This is a genomic window from Desulfomicrobium aestuarii, assembly GCF_055385525.1.
The window spans coordinates 1,839,929-1,858,679 of record NZ_AP042427.1; the positions used below are offsets into that span (position 1 = coordinate 1,839,929).

Sequence of the window (18,751 nt, forward strand, 5' to 3'; positions counted from 1 at the left end):
TCTGGGCCAGCCGATTCCGGAAGAGCCCCTGCGCGCCATCCCGCGGTGATAGTCCAAGGGATGTTGTTTGACAACCGCCGATGCGAGGACTGCGTCATGAAGCTCAATGAACACAGCAGCAAACAGCTTTTCCAGGAATCCGGCATCCCGGTCCCCCAGGGCGTGCTCCTCGCGCCCGGCGGCCTCCCAGACATCCCGTTCCCCCTGCCCTGGGTCCTCAAGTCCCAGGTCCTGAGCGGCGGCCGCGGCAAGGCCGGAGGCATCCGCTTGGCAGACACCGCAGAACAGGCCCGGGCTGAGCTCGAACGCCTCTTCTCCCTGGACATCAAAGGGGAGCGGGTGCGTCTGGTGCGCGTCGAGCCCCGGGCGGCCTTCAGCAGGGAGATGTACCTGTCCGTGACCCTCGACCGCCGCAGCCGCAGCCTCTGCGTCACGGCCGGACGCGCCGGCGGCGTCGACATCGAAACCTGCGACCCCGAGACGATCCTCGTCGAGCACGCCATGCCCGACGCGGGGCTCGCCCCCTACCAGGTCCGCAACATCTTCTTCCACCTCGACCTGCCCAGGGAACTCTTGAAGCCCTTCAGCGGCCTCCTGACCGCCCTTTTCGACATGAGCCTGCGCCACCGCCTGCTCCTGGCCGAGATCAACCCCCTGGTCGTGACCGACGGCGGCGAGCTGCTGGCCCTGGACGGCAAGGTCGAGATCGACGGGCACCGCGTGGGCATCGACCCGTCCCTGAACCGCTTCTTCGAGCCCGTTCACCTGAGTCCCGAGGAGAACCGCTCCCGCGAGGCGGGCCTGAGCTACCATAAGCTCGACGGCTTCGTGGGCCTCATGGTCAACGGCGCGGGCCTGGCCATGGCCAGCATGGACATCCTCAACTATTCGGGCCTGGAGGCCGCCAACTTCCTGGACCTGGGCGGAGGCGCAGACAGCGCGGCCATGCGCACGGCACTCGACATCCTTTTCGACGACGAGCGCGTGGGCATGGTCTTCATCAACATCTTCGGCGGCATCCTGTCCTGCCACAAGGTGGCCCGGTCCATGCTCGAAGCCCTGGGCGGCGAGCCGCCGCGCAAGCCCATCGTGGTCCGCTTCGCCGGCAACGGCGCGGCCGACGGCCTGGCCCTGCTGCGCGAGGCCGACGTGCGGGGCCTGCACCTCTGCCCCGACCTCTCCTCGGCCCGCGCCGAACTGGAAAAGCTCAAGGGGACCATGCAGGGCGGCGTGCACACCCCCGTGCGCGTGGAGTCCACGGCACCCCTGCTCCCCGCCCGAACCCGCGCCGAAAGTGCGCCCTTCCCCCTGCCTGCGGACTGCCAAATCCTGGTCCAGGGCCTGACGGGCAAGCAGGGCCAGCTGCACTGCCGGCTCATGCAGGAATACGGCTCGCGGGTCGTGGCCGGGGTCACGCCCGGCAAGGGCGGAAGCGAGGTCCTGGGCGTGCCGGTCTTCGACACGGTGCGCGAGGCGGCCGCGGCCACGCGCATCGACGCCTCCATCATCTTCGTGCCCGGCGCCCTGGCCCCGGACGCGGTCCTCGAAGCGGCGGCCGCGGGCGTGCCCTGGGTGGTCTGCATCACCGACGGCATCCCCCAGTTGGACATGCTGCGCGCCCTGGAACGCATCAAGGGCGGCGCCACGCGCGTCATCGGCCCCAACTGCCCCGGCCTCATCATGCCGGGGCGCACCAAGATCGGCATCATGCCCGGCGACATCTTCACCCCCGGCCCCGTGGCCGTCTTCTCGCGCAGCGGCACCCTGACCTATGAGTGCGTGGACCGCCTGACCCGCGCCGGCATCGGCCAGTCGGTCTGCGTGGGCATCGGCGGCGACCCCTTCGTCGGCACCTCCTTCACGGACCTCTGCCGGCTCGTGCGCCACGACCCGCAGACAAGGGCCGTGGTCATCCTGGGCGAGATCGGCGGCAGCGCCGAGGAGGACCTGGGCCGCTACATGCGGGAGACGGGCTTCGAGCTCCCGGTCTTCGGCTTCATCGCCGGCCGCACGGCCCCTCCCGGCAAGCGCCTGGGCCACGCCGGGGCCATCCTCGAAAAGGGCTCCGGCGGCATCGAAGCCAAGCTGCGCGCCATGGCCGACTCGGGCTTCCACCTCATCGACGACCTGGACCAGATCGCTCCGGCCGTGGGGAAGGTTCTCTAGCTCCACCTTCGCGTCTGCAACGAAAAACGCCCGCCGCCCCGGCACGTTCCGGGACGGCGGGCGTCTTGTTTCTGCGGCCGCGGCCAGCCCCTATCCCCCGCCCTTCACGGGCTTGAATCTGGCCCCGACCAGCGTGGCCAGGATCACCAGCGCCGTGGAGATGAAGATCATCATGATGCCCAGTGCCGAAAGCCTGCCCCACAGCCCGTCCTCGGCGAAGCGCAGGATCTGCACCGCCAGGACCTCCGTGCCTGGCCTGGACAGGACCACCGACAGGGTCAGTTCGCGCACGAACATGGTGGCCATGAGGATCCAGCCCGAGACCATGCCCGGCACGAGCAGGGGGATGATGATGCGGCGCATGGTCGTCATGCGGCTGGCGCCGCAGACCAGGGACGACTCCTCCAGGTGGCTGTGGACCTGGATGAAGGCGCTGGCCATGGGTCGGATGCCGTAGGGCAGATAGGTGGCGATGTAGCCGATGAGCAGGGCCCAGATGGTGGCGTAGAGCGGCGTGCGCACGAAGAACCACATGAAGCCCACGCCGATGACGATGCCGGGGAAGGAGAAGGATAAAAAGCTCAGGGATTCGAGGAAGCCCGAGGCCCGGGTCCTGATCTTGACGATGGTGTAGGCCACGAAGACCGAGAGGGCCACGCCCAGTGTGGCCCCGCCCACGCCGAGGTAGAGGCTGTTCTTCAGGGACAGCAGGGAGATGGGGTCCTTCAGGACCTCGATCCAGTGCTTCCAGCTCATGAGGGAGAAGGCCCGGGCGCTTGGCACCATGGAGTACGGCACCAGCGAGGTGTAGAAGAGCACGGCCACGGGCAGAACGATGAGCACGAAGGACAGAAGCGCCACCACGGCAAAGAGCGGGTACCTGGCCGCCTTGAGGGGGATGACCGTGGGGCGGTAGCCGCGGCTCGAAATGGTCACGAACTTCTCGCTCTCGGCCGTCAGGGCGCGGTAGACGAAGATCAGCGTGATGGACGCGGCCAGGACGCTCATGCCCACTGCCGCCGCCTTGCCGTAGTCCGTGGAGAAGCCCGTGGCGATCATCTGGTAGAGGTGCGTGGCCAGGACGTAGACCCGGCCGGGCATGCCGATGACCGACGGCACGGCGAAGGACGCCAGGCTTCTGACCACGCCGAGGATGAAGGCCGCCAGGATGGCCGGCCGCAGCACCGGCAGGGTCACGCGCAGCAGGGTCCGCCACGGCCCAGCGCCGCAGACCTTGGACGACTCCTCCAGGGCCACGTCGAAGGAGGCCATGGCCGGCGCGATGATAAGGTAGGCGATGGGCAGGTCCAGGAGCCCCTCCACCAGGATCATGCCCCACAGGGAATAGATGTTCAAAGGCGCGTGATCGAGAAAGAAGGCCTGCTTGAGCACCAGGTTGATGAGCCCGTTGGAGGGGTTCAAGAGCAGCGCCCAGCTCACGGAAAAGAGGATGTGCGGGATCATCATCGGAATGATGGAGATGATCCGGAACATGAACTTGCAGGGGATGTCCGTGCGGTTGTTCAGGTAGGCCAGGAACAGGGCCAGCCCCGTGGCCAGGGTCGAGGAGCCGAGGACGAAGACCACTGTGTTGAGGATGATCTGTCCCAGGGCAGGGTCCGTGTAGGCGTCCACATACTTCTGCACGGTGAAGCTGCCGAAGGCCGTGAGGCCCTCGGAAAAGCTGCCGAGCACCAGCATGACCACCGGGCAGACGGTCAGGACGCCGACGATGAGAATCAGGGAAATGGTCAGTTTGGATCGGCTGGAGTCCATGCCCACCCCCTCAGGCGCCGACCAGCATGCAGTGGGCCGGGTCCAGGGTGAAATGCAGAGGGTCCCCTTCCTGGATGCGGGTGTCGGCATCCACCTTGGCCAGCAGGCGCTCGCCCCCGGCCGTGAGTTCCATCTCGAAGGCCTCGCCGATGAAGACCAGGGTGTCGACCTTGCCGCGGACCGTATTCGTCCCGCCCTCCCCTTCCCCGGGCACGACGCGGATAAACTCGGGGCGGATGCACAGGGTCACTTCGGAACCCACGGCGAAATCCCGCTTATGGCAGATGATGCGGCCAAGGGGGCTCTCGACCACGGTCGAACCGTCCTGCTGGCTCGCGACCCTGGCCGGGATCAGGTTGGCCCGGCCGATGAAGTCGGCCACGAAGCGATGGTCCGAGTCGAAATAGATCTTCTGCGGGGAACCCTGCTCGATGATCCGGCCGGCGCGCATGACGGCGATGGAGTCGGACAGGGCCAGGGCCTCGATGCGGTCGTGGGTCACGTAAACGGCCGTGATGGACAGTTCCGTCAGGAAGGTGCGCAGCTCCTTGCGCGTCTCCTCCCGCAGCTTGGCGTCGAGGTTGCTCAGGGGCTCGTCGAAGAGGATGACCTTGGGCTCCGCCACCAGTGCCCGGGCAAGGGCCACGCGCTGCTGCTGACCGCCCGAGAGCTTGGTGGCCGGGCGTTTCTCGAAGCCTTCCAGCTGCACGAATTTGAGGGTCTTTTCGACCTTCTCGCGCATGACGTCCCTGGGCGTCCCCCTGGTCTGCAGGGGATAGGCCACGTTGTCGAAGACGTTCATGTGCGGCCAGATGGCGTAGGTCTGGAAGACCATGCCGAGCCCGCGCCGCTCCGTGGGCACGAAGATGCCCTTGTCACTGGACCAGACCACGTCGTCGCCGATGGATATCTCGCCGGCATCGGGCGACTCCAGTCCGACGATGCAGCGCAGCAGGGTCGTCTTGCCGCAGCCGCTGGGGCCAAGGAGGGTGAAAATCTGGTTGGCCGGGATGGTCAGGTCCACATTGTCCAGAGCCTTTATGGTCTTGCCCTCGGAAAAGTAGTGCTTGCTGACGCCTCGGATTCGAATCTCCATGATGTGATCCCGTTCGCCGCAGGCCGGTGCGCGTCCGGTCCGGCGGTGCTCAAGTTCAGGTTGAAGGGGGCGGGGTCTTCCGCGGAAAAGTCGGGGCACGGCCGCCCGGATTTGGGTTCCGGGCGGCCGCCGGTTGATCACTGCACTTCGAATATGGTCTGAAACTCGGCTCCCCACTTCTGGATTTCCTCGTCGGAAAGCTCCCGGATGGGGCGCACGTCGGCCTTGTCCATGCCGTCGATGGGCGGGAACACTCCGGGGGCCAGGACATACTCGCCCACGTCCTTGGCCAGGACGCCCATGGCCTTCTGGGACAGCCAATAGTCCACGAAAAGCCTGGCGGCGTTGGGGTGCGGGGCCTTGGAGGTCACGGCGATGGCGCGGGGCGTGCCGAAGAGAGGCTCCTCGACGCGGGCCCAGTCCAGCGGGGCCGGGGCCTTGGTGATGATGTACTTAGGCATGGAGATGGCGATGAGCTTCTCGCCGCTCTCGACCGGGGCCGGCGTGGGCCCGAAGGAGGCCACGAACATGGGCTTGTTGGCCGCAAGGCCCTTCAGGAAGGCCCGCCACTCCGCCTCGCTCTTGAACACGTTGTCCTTGAGGCCCACCAGCCAGGAGATGGTCGTGGCGTGGTTGGCCGGGTTGGCCATGACGATCTTGTCCTTCCACTTGGGGTCGGCCAGGTCGGCGTAGCGCTTGGGCACGTCGGCCGGCTTGACCAGCTCCTTGTTGTAGACGAGGCCGACGTACTCGATGCCGAAGAGCTGGATGGAGTCGTCCTTCCTGGTCCACTCGGCATAGCCGGCGGCCGCCGGGGAGCTGTAGGGGGCCAGCACGCCCTTGGCCTTGAGGATTTCAAGAACCGGGAGCGGCCCCTGCACCACGTCGGCCATGAGCTTGCCCGCCTCGAACTCAGTCATGACAGTGGCCACAAACTTCGAGGTGGATATTCTCGTGTACTGCCCCTTGACCCCGGTATCGGCCTCGAAGGCCTCCATGATGGGCTCCACCGATGTGATGTTCGCGTAGAAAGCCGCCGAGCCCTCGGCCTTTGCCTTGGCGGCAACATCCTCCGCGGCCTGGGCCGCCAGGGCCGTACCGAGCAGCAGTGCGAGCACAACCACCAATCTCTTCATCAACGCATCCTCCTTCGGGCTCCACATGGCCCTGTGTTACGGGATTGTGACACAAGAATGACAATTATGTGGCAGAAACTAGCCCACGGGATAGGTGCTGTCAACGCGCAAATGCCGGAACTGTCCTGCTTTCCATTTTAATATCAGGATGTTAAAATAGAAACATCTCCAATATTCAAAAATTGGTTCACCGTGCCCTCCAGCGTGCCAAAAATTTCTGGCTGACTTGGGGGTTCTGAACAGACGGGCTTCGCAAAACCAAGAACCTTGATTCCGGCAATCTCATCAAACTGCCCTACGAATATCTGCCTCTGATTACACATCAAACCGTCTGTCACGGCGTGGCCGTAACGCATAGGTTCCATGAGGTCCCGCAATCGCGAAACGCGGGAGCATCGGCAACCGGATATGAAATCCTTCGTTCCCCCCAAAAACATTCCATTGACGGAATATCTCGACATGGCTACTCGTCAACATATCTGGGACGTCGAGTACACGGACGAATTCGGAGCATGGTGGCACACCCTGCCCGAAACCGAACAGATAGCCGTCGACGCGTCCGTGCGGCTCCTCGAACTATTCGGCCCGGCGCTGAATTTTCCGCACTCAGCCGCAGTGAACGGCTCACGACACGGGCATCTGCGGGAGTTGCGGACGCAGTGCGGAGGACGACCCTTAAGGACGCTGTATGCCTTCGATCCTCGCAGGGCAGCCATACTGCTCATCGGCGGGGACAAGACGGGAAACGACCGGTGGTACGAAACCCACATCCGCAAGGCCGACGCGCTGTACGACGAACATCTCCGACAACTCCGGAAGGAAGGTTTGCTCAATGGCTAAAAAATTCGCATCATTGCGCGAGGCCATGTCGGCCCAGGCCCGAGAGCAGTCCCGCGCCCTAGCCGACAGGATGCTCAAGGACATGCCCCTGCATGAACTTAGGCAGGCCCGCGGCCTGTCGCAGCAGGACCTGGCGAAACTCCTGAACGTTCAGCAGCCGGCCATCGCCAGGCTGGAGCGACGGACGGACATGTACCTCTCGACGCTGCGCGGCCATATTCAAGCCATGGGCGGCGAACTGGAAATTCTGGCCAAATTTCCCGACGGCGTAGTTCGCATCACGAATTTTTCCACCCTCGACGAAAAGGATACCGCTCCTCGCTGAGAATCAGCCCCACGTCCCGCAAAAATGCGAAAGCCCCGGCCGGATGACTCCGGTCGGGGCTTTCGCGTCATGACGAGCGGGGGGGCTTCAGCGGCCCACGCAGAAATACGCGAACCCCTCCGCCGCCATGAGGGCCGGGGAGTAGAGGTTGCGGCCGTCGAAGAGGATGGGGGCCGAGAGGCCCTTCCTGATCTTGGCGAAGTCGGGGTTGCGGAACTGGTTCCACTCCGTGACCACGGCCAGGGCCGCGGCGCCGTTCAGGGCGTCATACTGGTCGTCGCAGATCTCGACCAGGGGGTTGTCCTGCAGGATGCGGCGGGCGTTTGCGCCGGCCACGGGGTCGAAGGCGCGGATCTTCATGCCCAGGGCCGTCAGGTGGCGGATGAGCTCCAGGGACGGAGCCTCGCGCATGTCGTCGGTGTTGGCCTTGAAGGCCAGGCCCCACAGGGCCAGGGTCTTGCCGGCCACGCCGCCCTGCTCGGCGAAGTAGGCCTCGACCTTGCGGGCGATGACGGTCTTCTGGCGGTCGTTGACCTCGTCCACGGCCGACAGGAGCTGCGGCTCGTAGCCCGCGCCCTTGGCCGTGCCGATGAGGGCCTTGACGTCCTTGGGGAAGCAGGACCCGCCGTAGCCCACGCCCGGGTAGATGAACTGGTAGCCGATGCGGTGGTCGGCGCCGATGCCGTGGCGAACGTCGCGCACGTCTGCCCCGACCTTCTCGCAGATGTTGGCGATCTCGTTGATGAAGGAGATCTTGGTGGCCAGCATGCAGTTGGCGGCGTACTTGGTCATCTCGGCGCTGCGCACGCCCATGACGATCATCTTCTCGCGGCTGCGGGCGTAGGGGGCGTAGAGGGTCTTCAGCAGCTCGGCCGTGCGCACGTTGTCCGTGCCGACGACCACGCGGTCGGGCTTCATGAAGTCGTTGACCGCGTCGCCCTCCTTCAGGAACTCGGGGTTGGAGACCACGTCGAACTCGATCTTCAGGCCCCGCCTGTCGAGTTCCTCCTGGATGATGGCCCGCACGCTGTCGGCCGTGCCCACGGGCACCGTGGATTTGTCGACGACGATCTTGTAGTCGGTCATCAGCTGCCCGACCTGGCGGGCCACCTGGCGCACGTAGCGCAGGTCCGCGCTGCCGTCCTCGCCTTCGGGCGTGCCGACGCAGCAGAAGACGAAGAGGCTGTCCTTCAGCCCTTCGGCCAGGTCCGTGGTGAAGGTCAGGCGGCCCTCCTGGGCGTTGCGGCGGACCATGGGCTCCAGGCCCGGCTCGTAGATGTGGACCTCGCCCCTCTTCAGGCGCTCCACCACCTCGGGGTTGATGTCGACGCAGGTCACGTTGTTGCCCATTTCGGCGAAACAGGCGGCGGAGACGAGGCCGACGTAGCCCGTCCCGACGATACATATGTTCATTGGTTCGATCTCCTTGAATGCGCCGGCTGGTCCGGGGTCAGAAACCCGAGAACCGTTTCTCCAGCATGATTTTCAGAATGGTCCGGTCGGTCTCGATCATGCCCTCGGTGCTGAGCGTGCCGATGTTCTGCATGGTCTGCTCGGGCGAGGCGCCGATGATGCCGTCCGTGTGCAGGACGTTGACGCCCTGCAGGGAAAAAAGGGCCGACTGCACGGCCGTGCCCGCGGCCGTGGCCAGCTTGAGGGAACATCCGGCCTTGGCCCCGTCGCAGATGACCCCGGCCAGGTCTTCGATGATGTTCTTGATGGCCCCGGCGATGTGCGCCAGGTTCCCGCCCAGGAGGTAGGCCACGCCGGCGCTGGCCCCGGCCCCGGCCGCCACGGAGCAGCCGCAGATGGCCGAGAGGCGGCCCGTGTGTGCCTTGACGTAGGCCGTGACCAGGTGGCTCAGGGCCATGGCCTCGAGCACGGTTTTCTCGTCGCACTCGATGAAGTCTCGGATGGCCCAGATGGGCAGGATGGCCGTCAGGCCGTGGTTGCCGCTGCCGGCGGAGCTCATGGCCGGCAGCTTGACCCCGCCCATGCGCGCGTCGGACGCTGCCGAAGTCAGGATGCGCGCGGCCAGGACCATGTCGCGGCAGATGAGCTTCTGACGCACCAGACGATCCAGGGCCTTGCCGATGCCCAACCCCGGCCCGAACTTGAGCCCGTGCTCGGCCAGGCGCATGTTGGTGCGCACGCCCTCCATGAGGAACTCGCGGTCCTCGTCGTCAAGGTCGTCCAGCAGGCGGACCAGGTCTTCGAGGGTCAGGGCCTTGATCCAGGCCTCCAGGCGCGACACGTCGGCCTTGACTGCGGCGCGGGGCGCGGCCTTGTCCAGGGGCAGGGACCGGCCGTCCAGGCTCACGCCGACGACGTTGTCGTGCATTTCGCGGATGACCGCCTCGGCCACGTGGGAGCCGTCGAAGACCTCGGCGCGGATGAAGAGCCCGCGCTGGTCCTGCAGCAGGTTCAGGGTCACCCCGCCGTCGCGGACCAGGGTGCGGGCGGCCTGCACGGACTCGGGCGTCAGGGGTTCGAGGACCTCCAGGCCCAGGGCCGGGTTCCCGCCGAAGGCGCCCAGGGCCCCGGCCAGGTCCAGGCCGCTCAGGCCGCCGGTGCCGGGGATGATCACGGCCAGCCCGTTCTTGTAGATATTGGGGTCCACCCACAGGGCGATGCGCTCGGGCCGGCCGGGAAGGACAGCGGCCGCCGCGGCGGCGGCCAGGGCCACGGCCACGGGTTCGGTGCACCCCAGGGCCGGGGCCACCTGCGCGCGCAGTAAATCCTTGACGGAGAAACTCATTGCACCCTCTTCAGGAAAAATCCGCAAAAGCGGATTTCATTGCCGAGAATACCGGGGCTGTCAATCCGGCTCACTCGCGCACGTCGAGATTCGGCTCGAAGAGCTGCACCAGGCGCACGAACAGGTCAGGTATCTTCTCCGGGTCCGCGGCGGCGGAACCGGCGTATATCTTGGTGATCTCCAGGGCCGTGTCGATACCCGTGGTCTTGCCGAAGCCCACGTCGAAAAAGTCGTCCAGGCGCTTGCGCAGCTGAGGGTCCATGATTACCTCCGTCCATTGAATCGTGCCTGTCACCGTAAACCGCCCCGCCCGGAGCGATCACACAGGAATTTCTACCATGCCCATCTATGAATTCCAATGCAAAACCTGCCAATTCTGTTTCGAGGAGATCCTACCGGCCAGCCGCGAGGACATGCCTCCTTGCCCGAGATGCGGCTCGTCCGAGAACGTGGCCAGGCTCGTCTCGGCCTGCGCATCCCAGCCCGGACGAAAGACGGAATCGACCTGCTCTCCGCGGGGCGGCTTCTCCTGAGGATGAACCGCCCTTCCCGTGCGGAAGGCAAAAAAAATCGGCGTCACCCCCGCGGGCGACGCCGATTTTTTTGGTCTGCCGAAAAGCTACTCGGTCTTGAGCTTCATCCAGCATTCCTCGTAGGCCTTGACGGCCTCGCCGAGGTCGGTCTCGAACTCGCCGCGGGCCATGTCTTCGGGCGTCGGGTAGACGAGGGCGTTGGTGCGCACGTCCTCGGGCAGGGTTTCCTTGGCCGCCAGGTTGGGAGAGGAGTAGCCCATCTCCTGGCAGATGAAGGCCGCCACCTCGGGCCGCAGGAGATAGTCTATGAAGATGTGGGCGTTCTCGACGTTGGCCGCGTTCTTGGGGATGCAGAGGTTGTCCACCCAGAGACTGAAGCCCTCCGTGGGGTAGACGAACTTGATGTCGGGGTTCTCACCGGAGGCGATGTAGGCCTCGCCGTTCCACAGCACCGCCGCCATGACCTCGTTGTTCAGCAGGGCCTGCTTGGGCGAGTCGGAGTCGAAGACGCGGACGCTTGCCATCAGCGGCATGAGCAGTTCGCAGGCCTGGCCGACCTTGGCCGGGTCGGGTTCGTTCAGGGAATACCCGAGGCGCTTGAGGCCCATGCCCAGCACCCCGCGCATGTCGTTGGGCAGCAGGATCTTGCCCTTGAGTTCGGGCTTCCAGAGGTCGGCGAAGGAGGTGATGGAGGCCGCGGCCGGGTCCTTGGAATTGATGGCGATGACCGTGGAGCCCCACATGTAGGGGACGCTGTAGGTGTTGTCCGGATCGAAGGCCTGGTTCAGGAGCTTGGGGTCGAGGTTGCCGAAATTGGACAGCTTCGACTTGTCGATGGGCCGGAGCAGCCCCTCCTTGCGCATGCGGGAGACGAAGTCCGTCGAGGGGACGATGAGGTCGTACCCCTTGGCGTCGACCATCTTGATCTTGGCGTACAGGGCCTCGTTGCTGTCGTAGGTCGACATGACGACCTTGATGCCGGTCTCCTTGGTGAAGTCCTCCAGCACGCTGTCGGGCATGTATTCCGACCAGTTGTAGACGTAGAGCTCCTTGGAGGCCGCCAGGGCCTGGGAGGCCAGCAGCAGGCAGAGGGCGAGAAGGACGAGACGTTTCATGGTTTCTCCTTGAGGAAGCGCTGCGACAGCATGACGGCCACAACGGTTATGAGGATCATGATGGCGCACAGGGCGTTGACCTCGGGTTTGAGGCCAAGTCGGACCATGGAGTAGATGCGCAGCGGCAGGACCTCGAAGGTCGGGCCGGTGGTGAAGAAACTGATGATGACGTCGTCCACGGACAGGGTGAAGCTCAGGAACCACCCGGCCAGGACCGCCGGGAAGATCATGGGCAGGACCACGTGCCGGAAGACCTCGTACTCCCCCGCCCCCAGGTCGCGCGCCGCCTCCACAACGTGGGGGTCGAAGCCGTGCAACCGGCCGAAGACCGTGATGGCCACGAAGGGCACGCACAGGGTCACGTGGGCCATGAGCAGGGTCCAGAACCCCAGCGGCAGGGACAGGGCCATGAACAGGACCAGGAGCGAGATGCCGATGACGATGTCCGGCGACATCATCATGACGAAGAGCGAGGTGCGGATGACCTTGCGCGACGGGAAACGCCAGCGGTGCAGGGCCATGGCGATGAAGGTGCCCAGGATGCTCGAGCAGGTCGCCGCGAGGACGGCGATGACAAGCGAGTGCAGGGCGGCCTGCATGAGGCTCGTGTTGCCGAAGAGCTTGACGTACCAGTCCAGGGTGAAGCCCTTCCAGGCCATGGAGAAGCGCGAGTCGTTGAAGGAATAGATGACCATGACGGCCAGGGGCAGGTACAGGAAGAGGTACACCAGGCAGGCGTAGACCGCGCGCAGGGTTCGCATCAGGACGCCTCCCGGCCCAGGCGGGCCGCGCTCTTCCAGTACAGCAGGAGCATGAGCCCCATGAGCGCCGTCAACGTCACGCTGGCCGCAGCGCCGAGGGGCCAGTCGCGGGTGGTCAGGAACTGGTCGCGGATGAAGTTGCCCAGAAGCATGGCCTTGGCCCCGCCCAGCACGTCGGACACGTAGAACATGCCGATGGCCGGCAGGAAGACCAGCATGCACCCCGAGACGATGCCGGGCATGGTCAGGGGCACGACCACGCGCCAGAAGGCCCGCCAGGGGCTCGCGCCGAGGTCGCGGGCCGCTTCGAGATAGCGGCGGTCCAGGCGCTCCAGGGCCGCGTAGAGGGGCAGGATCATGAACGGCAGCAGCGTGTAGGTCAGGCCCAGGACCACGGCCCCGGGCGTGTACATCATGGCCAGGGGCGCGTCGATGAGGCCCAGGGACAGCAGCACGTTGTTCACGATGCCGCTGGAGTTGAGCATGGCCGTCATGGCGTAGGTGCGCACCAGGGAGTTGGTCCAGAAGGGGATGACTACCAGCAGGAGCAGGGTATTGCGCACGGGCTTCCTGGCGCGGGCCAGGATGGATGCGAAGGGGTAGGCCGTCAGCAGGCAGATGGCCGTGACCAGGCCAGAGAGCCTGAGGGATCCCAGCAGGATGTCCAGGTGGGTCCGGTCCATGAGGCGCGCGTAGTTGCGCAGGGTCGCGGCCGGCTCGATGAAATTCTCGGTCGAGGTGGCGCAGAAGCTGGCCAGGAAGACGAGGATGTTGGGCACGAAGGCGAAGACGGTCATCCAGCCCACGGCGCCGATGATCACGGCCCGCTTGAAGAAGCCGTCATTTCTCATACGGCAGCACCACTTCCCAGCCCTCGACCCAGCTCACGGCCACGCGGTCGCCGGCGCGGAAATAGACGGTCTCGTCGTCCTCGTTGAAGAACTCCGTGGCAGTGACGACGCCGCCGGCGTCCAGGCGCACGACGACGTCGTAGGTCGCGCCCTTGTAGATGGTCTCCTCCACGGTGCCGACGATGGAGCGGCCGCGGGCGAAGATGTCCTCGAGTTCAGGGTCCTCGGCCAGGTCCTTGAGGGTCTCGACGCGCAGGTCCTCGGGACGCAGCAGGATGTGCGCCTTCTCGCCGGCCCTGAAGGCGTGTCCCGTGCGCATGAACACGTCAAGCCCCCCGGTGCGCACCCGCGCCCGGCCGTCGCCCGGTTCGACCACCTCGGCGTCGATGATGTTGATCTCGCCCACGAAGCGCGCCACATAGAGGTTGCAGGGCTCCTCGTACACGGACACGGGCGTGCCGACCTGCTCGATGACGCCGTTGTTCATGACGATCACCCGGTCGGACATGGAGAAGGCCTCCTCCTGGTCATGGGTGACGAGGACGAAGGTGATGCCGAGCTTGCGCTGGAGGTGCTTGAGGTCCAGCTGCATCTGCTTGCGGAGGCGATAATCCAGGGCCGAAAGGGGTTCGTCCAGCAGGAGGACCAGGGGGCGGTTGATGATGGCCCTGGCGATGGCCACGCGCTGCTGCTGCCCGCCCGAAAGCTTGCCGACCATGCGCCCCTCGAAACCCTCGAGCTGCACCAGGCGCAGGGTCTCGCCCACCTCGCGGGCGATCTCGTCGGCCGGGCGGCGCTTCATGCGCAGCCCGAAGGCCACGTTGTCGAAGACGTTCATGTGGGGGAAGAGTGCGTAGCTCTGAAAGACGGTGTTGACGTTGCGCCGCTCGGGGGGGAGGCCCGTGACGTCGCGGCCGTCGATGGCGATGGAGCCGGAGGTGGCGTTCTCGAAGCCGGCCACTAGACGCAGGATGGTTGTCTTGCCGCAGCCCGAGGGACCGAGGATGGTCAGGAACTCACCGCGCTGGACGTCCAGCGACACGTCGCGCAGGGCGTGCTGGCCGTCGTAGACCTTGCTCACGTTCCGCAACCGGACCACGGGCGCCTGTGACTGCTGGGTTGCGGTATCGTTCATGGCCCCTCCTGACATGGAATTCTGCCGGGGCGCTGACATGACGACACCTTCCAGCAAGCTCTTTTTTTTGGAGAACTTGAGATGAGGAGTCAAGAATAATTTTCCGCCTTGTGCAAGATCGTGACATAAAGATCATGACTGGCATAGTGCCGCGATTCGTGGCAAGGACGGGCGGAAACGCGAACCGAGGCCTTCACTGCCGGCGCGAGAGCCGGGCAACGACAGCACGACGAGGAGACTCGATGGTCATCCATTTGCCCACCCCCGAGGAAATGGCCCGCTGGGACCGTCTGACCATGCAGGAATTCGGCCTGTCCGGCACGATCCTGATGGAGAACGCAAGCCGGGCTGCGCTCTACGTACTGAAAAAAGAGTTCGGCCCCCTGCGCGACATCTCGGCCATGGTCTTCGCCGGACCGGGCAACAACGGGGGCGACGCCTTCGCCCTGGCCCGCCATCTTTTCAATCTCGGGGCCAAGGTCCTCATCCTCCATTCCAAGCTCCCGACCGCGTACACCAGCGACCCGGCCTACCACCTGCGGCTGGCGGAGAGCATGGGCATCCCCTGCTACTATCTCCCGGAATACGAACTCGACGCCCTGCCCAAGATCGACCTGGTCGTGGACGGTCTCTTCGGCACCGGCTTCAAGGACATGCTGAGTCCCGCGGCCCAGTCCTGGATCAAGTCCATCAACAAGCTCGGCAAGCGCTCCTTCGTCCTGTCCCTGGACATCCCCTCGGGCCTGAACGGCGCCACCGGCGAACCCATGCCCGTGGCGGTCAAGGCCGACCTGACCGTGACCTTCGAGGAGGCCAAGCTCGGCCTCTTCCTGCCCCCGGCCAAGGACCACATCGGCAAGCTGGTCACGTCCAAGATCGGCATCCCCCGGCACATCAAGCAGAGCCATCCCGCAACCCACATCGCCCTGGCGCCGGATCTGGTGAAGGTGCTGCCCGAAACCTCCGCGACCATGCACAAGGGAGACGCCGGGCACCTGCTGGTGCTCGGCGGTTCGCCGGGCCTGACGGGCGCCCCCATGCTCGCGGCCCGCGCCGCCTTCCGCTCGGGGGCGGGCCTGGTCAGCATCGCCTGCCCCAAGGCCCTGACCGCGTTCTACGGCAGCTTCCCCGAGGTCATGACCATCGGCCTGGGCCGGGGGGAGAACTGGGACGCCGACTGCCTCGACTCCCTGCGCCCGCACCTGCAGCGCTTCTCGGCCGTGGTCTTCGGGCCCGGACTGGGCCGCACCGACGGAGCCGCCGCATTTCTGGAGCGCTATCTGGCCGAACCGCACCCCGACACCCTCTTCGACGCCGACGCCCTCTTCCTCCTGGCCAAGCGCCCAGAACTGCTGGAAAGGCTGGGACCCGACGCAGTGCTCACGCCGCACCCGGGAGAGATGGCCAATTTCTTCGGGGTCACACCCCGCGAGATCAACCTGGCCAGGGCGCGCTACGCCAGGGAGTTCTCCTTCGGACGCCAGGTCAACCTCGTGCTCAAGGGGGCCGCGTCCATCGTCGCCGGACACAAGGACCCCATCGCCATTTCCCCCTTCTGCGCCCCCAACCTGGCCATCGCCGGGTCGGGCGACGTGCTCTCGGGCGTCATCGGCAGCCTCCTGGCCCGCGGACTGCCGCCATTGACCGCCGCGCAGATCGGCGTGTATTGGCACGGTTATGCGGGCACCCTGCTCGCCGAGGAATTCCCGGACCGGGGCAACACCCCCCTCGAAATCGCCGATCATCTGCCAACCGCCCTGAAGGAGTGGAAAAAATGCGTACAGCTCAAGATATCATGACCACCGCGGTCGTTACCATCAGCCCCGAAGCCGACATCACCGAAGCCGCGAAGACCCTCATCGAGAAAGGCGTCAACGGACTGCCCGTGGTCGACGCCGACAACCGCCTGGTGGGCATCCTCTGCCAGTCCGACCTGGTGCGCATGCAGAAGAGCCTGCCCATCCCCTCGCTCTTCACCCTGCTCGACGGCTTCGTGCCCCTGTCCTCCACCGCCCTGCTGGAGGCCGAGGTCAAGCGCATCGCCGCCTCCAAGGTGGCCGACGCCATGAGCACCAAGGTCGTGACCGTGTCCCCGGAAACGACCATCGACGAGATCGCGACCCTCATGGTCGACCGCAAGTTCCACACCCTGCCGGTCACCCGCGACGGCCTGCTGGTGGGCGTGGTCGGCATGCAGGACATCATCAGAACCCTGATGCCGAAGTCATGAACATCGTCCTGACCTCCGTCGAAGCGACCGCCAACCTGGCCAGGGCGCTGGCGGCCTGCATCGACGGGAGCCCCTTCCTCCCGACGGTGCTCATGCACGGCCCCTTGGGCGCGGGCAAGACCACGTTCGTGCGCGAACTGGTCCAGGCCCTGCCGGGGAGCGAAAAGGCCGAGGTCAGCAGCCCGAGCTTCAACCTGCTGAACCTCTACCCGACAGACCCGCCCGTGGGTCATTTCGACCTCTACCGCACAGCCGGCCAGGGCTTCAGCGCGGACCTGGAAGAGACCCTGCTGGCCCCGGACCACTTCTGCCTGGTGGAGTGGGCCGAGCATCTCCCGCCGGACGCCCTTCCCGAGAGCTACATCGAGATGACCTGGACCGTGCAGGAAGAAGGCCGTTCCGTCGAACTCACGGCCCGCGGCCGCGAGGCCCAGACCGTCCTCGCCTGCGTGCAGAACGTCCTGGAGGCCTAGGAGCGTGTCCCAGAAGCGCCCCCTGGCCGAGTCCCTGCGACCCCAGTCCCTCGACGATTTCATCGGCCAGAGCCACTTCCGCCAGCGGCTGCGGACACTCATGCAGTCCAAGAGCCTGCCGAGCCTGCTGCTCTTCGGCCCTCCCGGCTGCGGCAAATCCACCGTGGCCCTGCTCCTGGCCCAGCACACCGGCCGGCCCTTCCTGCGCCTGAGCGCCCCGGAGGTCGGCATCACGGCCCTGCGCAAGCAGATCCAGGACATCGAGATCCTCATCCTCGACGAGCTCCACCGCTACTCCAAGGCCCAGCAGGACTTCTTCCTGCCCCTGCTGGAGACCGGCGAGCTGACCCTCATCGCCACGACCACCGAGAACCCGTCCTTCAGCGTCACGCGCCAGCTCCTCTCGCGGCTGCACGTGCTGCGGCTGCGGTCCTTGGGCATGGCGGAGCTGGTGGACGTGGGCAAGCGGGGCACGGACAAGCTCGGGACGGCCATCCCGGAGAAGAGCCTGGAGCTGCTGGCCACCCTCTCGGGCGGCGACGCGCGGACCATGCTCAATCTGGTGGAGTTCGCCTCGGGACTCGAGGAAAAGGAACTGGAGCTGGAGCACCTCAAGGCGCGCCTGCCGGAGATCGTGCTGCGCGGGGACCGCGAGGGGGACTCGCACTACGAACTGGCCTCGGCCCTGATCAAGTCCATCCGCGGCTCGGACCCGGACGCGGCCCTCTACTACCTGGCCTGCCTGGTGGAAACGGGCGAGGACCCGCGTTTCATCTGCCGCCGCCTCATCCTCTCGGCGGCCGAGGACGTGGGTCTGGGCGACCCCATGGCCATGCCCCTGGCCGTGGCCTGCGAGCAGGCCGTGGAGCGCATCGGCATGCCGGAAGGATGGATTCCCATGGCTGAGACGACGGTCTACCTCGCCCTGGCGCCCAAGAGCAACTCGGCCTACGCCGGCTACCTCTCGGCCATCAAGGAAATCCGCACCAACGGCCCCAAGCCCGTGCCCTTGCACCTGCGCAACGCGTCCACCAGCCTGCAGAAGGAATGGGGCTACGGCCAGGGCTACAAATACCCCCACGCCTATCCCGAAGCCTGGGTCGACCAGGAATACCTTCCCCCGGAACTCAAAGGGCGCATCTTCTACCAGCCCAAGGCCCAGGGCCACGAGGAACGCCTGAACCTCTGGACCCGCAAGCTCAGGGCCTCCCGCGTCAAGCCCAAGGGCAAGGACGCCAAGGACTGGACGGGATAGTGTTCACATCCCCGTACAAACAAAGACTGCTTCAAATTTGAATGGGATTCGCCTTCTGACCGAGGCAAGAACGAGACCTGAGACGCATCCTGCTCCGCCCTCCTCCCGCATCAGCACCGACGGAGCTGTCCGGTCCGGGTCCGGGCGGGGGGCGGCGACTGTCCGACCGAGCCAGGCATCGTTTGCCGAACCGTCGCCCTTCGCTCTGCCCCGCCCCCCCGCGCTGATGCGCGACGGTTCGGCTCTACGAGGCCGGCGAGGAAGTTTCTGCGCCCCCGCCCGGACCCGGACCGGACAGCGG

Annotated in this window: 18 protein-coding genes and 1 pseudogene; 8 read left to right on the forward strand and 11 right to left on the reverse strand. The window is 65.8% G+C overall.

Translation table 11 applies throughout. From position 1 onward, the window contains the following. Positions 1-96 precede the first annotated feature (96 nt). Positions 97-2,166, forward strand: a complete 2,070-nt coding sequence (gene sucD / locus ACZ5AC_RS08350) for a succinate--CoA ligase subunit alpha (RefSeq protein ID WP_464250486.1) — start codon at positions 97-99, stop codon at positions 2,164-2,166. Positions 2,167-2,256: 90 nt separating this feature from the next. On the opposite strand, the gene ACZ5AC_RS08355 is transcribed toward sucD, so the two are convergent. The 4 genes from ACZ5AC_RS08355 to ACZ5AC_RS08370 all read right to left on the reverse strand — a co-directional run bounded on the left by ACZ5AC_RS08355 (position 2,257) and on the right by ACZ5AC_RS08370 (position 6,539). Next, positions 2,257-3,942, reverse strand: a complete 1,686-nt coding sequence (locus ACZ5AC_RS08355; protein WP_464250487.1) for an ABC transporter permease — start codon at positions 3,940-3,942, stop codon at positions 2,257-2,259. Positions 3,943-3,952: 10 nt separating this feature from the next. Beyond that, the gene (locus ACZ5AC_RS08360; RefSeq protein WP_464250488.1) at positions 3,953-5,038 is read right to left on the reverse strand and encodes an ABC transporter ATP-binding protein; all 1,086 of its coding nucleotides are present in this window, start codon (positions 5,036-5,038) and stop codon (positions 3,953-3,955) included. A 137-nt stretch (positions 5,039-5,175) separates the two neighbouring features. Then, positions 5,176-6,174 (reverse strand): ABC transporter substrate-binding protein, encoded by a 999-nt coding sequence (locus tag ACZ5AC_RS08365; RefSeq protein WP_464250489.1) that lies wholly within the window; start codon positions 6,172-6,174, stop codon positions 5,176-5,178. Between the two features lie 143 nt (positions 6,175-6,317). Continuing rightward, the gene (locus ACZ5AC_RS08370; RefSeq protein WP_464250490.1) at positions 6,318-6,539 is read right to left on the reverse strand and encodes a hypothetical protein; all 222 of its coding nucleotides are present in this window, start codon (positions 6,537-6,539) and stop codon (positions 6,318-6,320) included. Positions 6,540-6,582: 43 nt separating this feature from the next. On the opposite strand from ACZ5AC_RS08370, the gene ACZ5AC_RS08375 reads away from it, so the two are divergent. Continuing rightward, entirely contained in the window at positions 6,583-7,014 is a 432-nt protein-coding gene (locus ACZ5AC_RS08375) for a type II toxin-antitoxin system RelE/ParE family toxin (RefSeq protein WP_464250491.1), read from the forward strand. Next, a complete protein-coding gene (locus tag ACZ5AC_RS08380) occupies positions 7,007-7,339 on the forward strand; it encodes an XRE family transcriptional regulator (RefSeq protein ID WP_464250492.1) in 333 nt (110 codons plus the stop codon). The genes ACZ5AC_RS08375 and ACZ5AC_RS08380 overlap by 8 nt, the downstream gene beginning before the upstream one ends. A gap of 87 nt (positions 7,340-7,426) precedes the next feature. Here ACZ5AC_RS08380 and ACZ5AC_RS08385 read toward each other — a convergent pair. The 3 genes and pseudogenes from ACZ5AC_RS08385 to ACZ5AC_RS08395 form a co-directional block, all read right to left on the reverse strand. Further along, a pseudogene (locus ACZ5AC_RS08385) lies at positions 7,427-8,767 on the reverse strand (UDP-glucose dehydrogenase family protein); the annotation flags it as partial. A 22-nt stretch (positions 8,768-8,789) separates the two neighbouring features. Next, positions 8,790-10,097 carry an L-cysteine desulfidase family protein gene (locus ACZ5AC_RS08390; protein ID WP_464250493.1) on the reverse strand — a complete coding sequence of 436 codons (1,308 nt, stop codon included), beginning with the start codon at positions 10,095-10,097 and terminating at the stop codon, positions 8,790-8,792. 70 nt (positions 10,098-10,167) lie between these two features. After that, positions 10,168-10,359: a hypothetical protein gene (locus tag ACZ5AC_RS08395; RefSeq protein WP_028576125.1), complete on the reverse strand. Its 192-nt coding sequence runs from the start codon at positions 10,357-10,359 to the stop codon at positions 10,168-10,170. A 76-nt stretch (positions 10,360-10,435) separates the two neighbouring features. Between ACZ5AC_RS08395 and ACZ5AC_RS08400 the strand changes: the two genes are divergently transcribed. Beyond that, on the forward strand, positions 10,436-10,630 hold the full coding sequence (locus ACZ5AC_RS08400; protein ID WP_464250494.1) for an FmdB family zinc ribbon protein: 195 nt from the start codon (positions 10,436-10,438) through the stop codon (positions 10,628-10,630). Positions 10,631-10,716: 86 nt separating this feature from the next. Here ACZ5AC_RS08400 and ACZ5AC_RS08405 read toward each other — a convergent pair whose 3' ends face one another. Genes ACZ5AC_RS08405 through potA form a run of 4 tightly spaced genes read right to left on the reverse strand, consistent with a single transcriptional unit; the run spans position 10,717 to position 14,492 of the window. Further along, positions 10,717-11,745 (reverse strand): extracellular solute-binding protein, encoded by a 1,029-nt coding sequence (locus ACZ5AC_RS08405; protein ID WP_464250495.1) that lies wholly within the window; start codon positions 11,743-11,745, stop codon positions 10,717-10,719. Further along, complete coding sequence (gene potC, locus ACZ5AC_RS08410; protein WP_464250496.1) at positions 11,742-12,506, reverse strand: spermidine/putrescine ABC transporter permease PotC; 765 nt, start codon at positions 12,504-12,506, stop codon at positions 11,742-11,744. The genes ACZ5AC_RS08405 and potC overlap by 4 nt, the downstream gene beginning before the upstream one ends. Then, positions 12,506-13,357 (reverse strand): spermidine/putrescine ABC transporter permease PotB, encoded by an 852-nt coding sequence (gene potB, locus ACZ5AC_RS08415; protein ID WP_464250497.1) that lies wholly within the window; start codon positions 13,355-13,357, stop codon positions 12,506-12,508. Before potB ends, potC begins: the two co-directional genes overlap by 1 nt. Further along, complete coding sequence (potA, locus tag ACZ5AC_RS08420) at positions 13,347-14,492, reverse strand: spermidine/putrescine ABC transporter ATP-binding protein PotA (protein ID WP_464250498.1); 1,146 nt, start codon at positions 14,490-14,492, stop codon at positions 13,347-13,349. The genes potB and potA overlap by 11 nt, the downstream gene beginning before the upstream one ends. Before the next feature lie 242 nt (positions 14,493-14,734). On the opposite strand from potA, the gene ACZ5AC_RS08425 reads away from it, so the two are divergent. The 4 genes from ACZ5AC_RS08425 to ACZ5AC_RS08440 are packed head-to-tail and all read left to right on the forward strand — an operon-like array spanning position 14,735 to position 18,450. Continuing rightward, the gene (locus ACZ5AC_RS08425; RefSeq protein WP_464250499.1) at positions 14,735-16,291 is read left to right on the forward strand and encodes an NAD(P)H-hydrate dehydratase; all 1,557 of its coding nucleotides are present in this window, start codon (positions 14,735-14,737) and stop codon (positions 16,289-16,291) included. Beyond that, positions 16,267-16,722 (forward strand): CBS domain-containing protein, encoded by a 456-nt coding sequence (locus ACZ5AC_RS08430; protein ID WP_464250500.1) that lies wholly within the window; start codon positions 16,267-16,269, stop codon positions 16,720-16,722. The genes ACZ5AC_RS08425 and ACZ5AC_RS08430 overlap by 25 nt, the downstream gene beginning before the upstream one ends. Then, entirely contained in the window at positions 16,719-17,195 is a 477-nt protein-coding gene (gene tsaE, locus ACZ5AC_RS08435) for a tRNA (adenosine(37)-N6)-threonylcarbamoyltransferase complex ATPase subunit type 1 TsaE (RefSeq protein ID WP_464250501.1), read from the forward strand. The genes ACZ5AC_RS08430 and tsaE overlap by 4 nt, the downstream gene beginning before the upstream one ends. Positions 17,196-17,199: 4 nt before the next feature. After that, positions 17,200-18,450: a replication-associated recombination protein A gene (locus ACZ5AC_RS08440; RefSeq protein ID WP_464250502.1), complete on the forward strand. Its 1,251-nt coding sequence runs from the start codon at positions 17,200-17,202 to the stop codon at positions 18,448-18,450. The last annotated feature ends 301 nt before the right edge of the window (positions 18,451-18,751 follow it).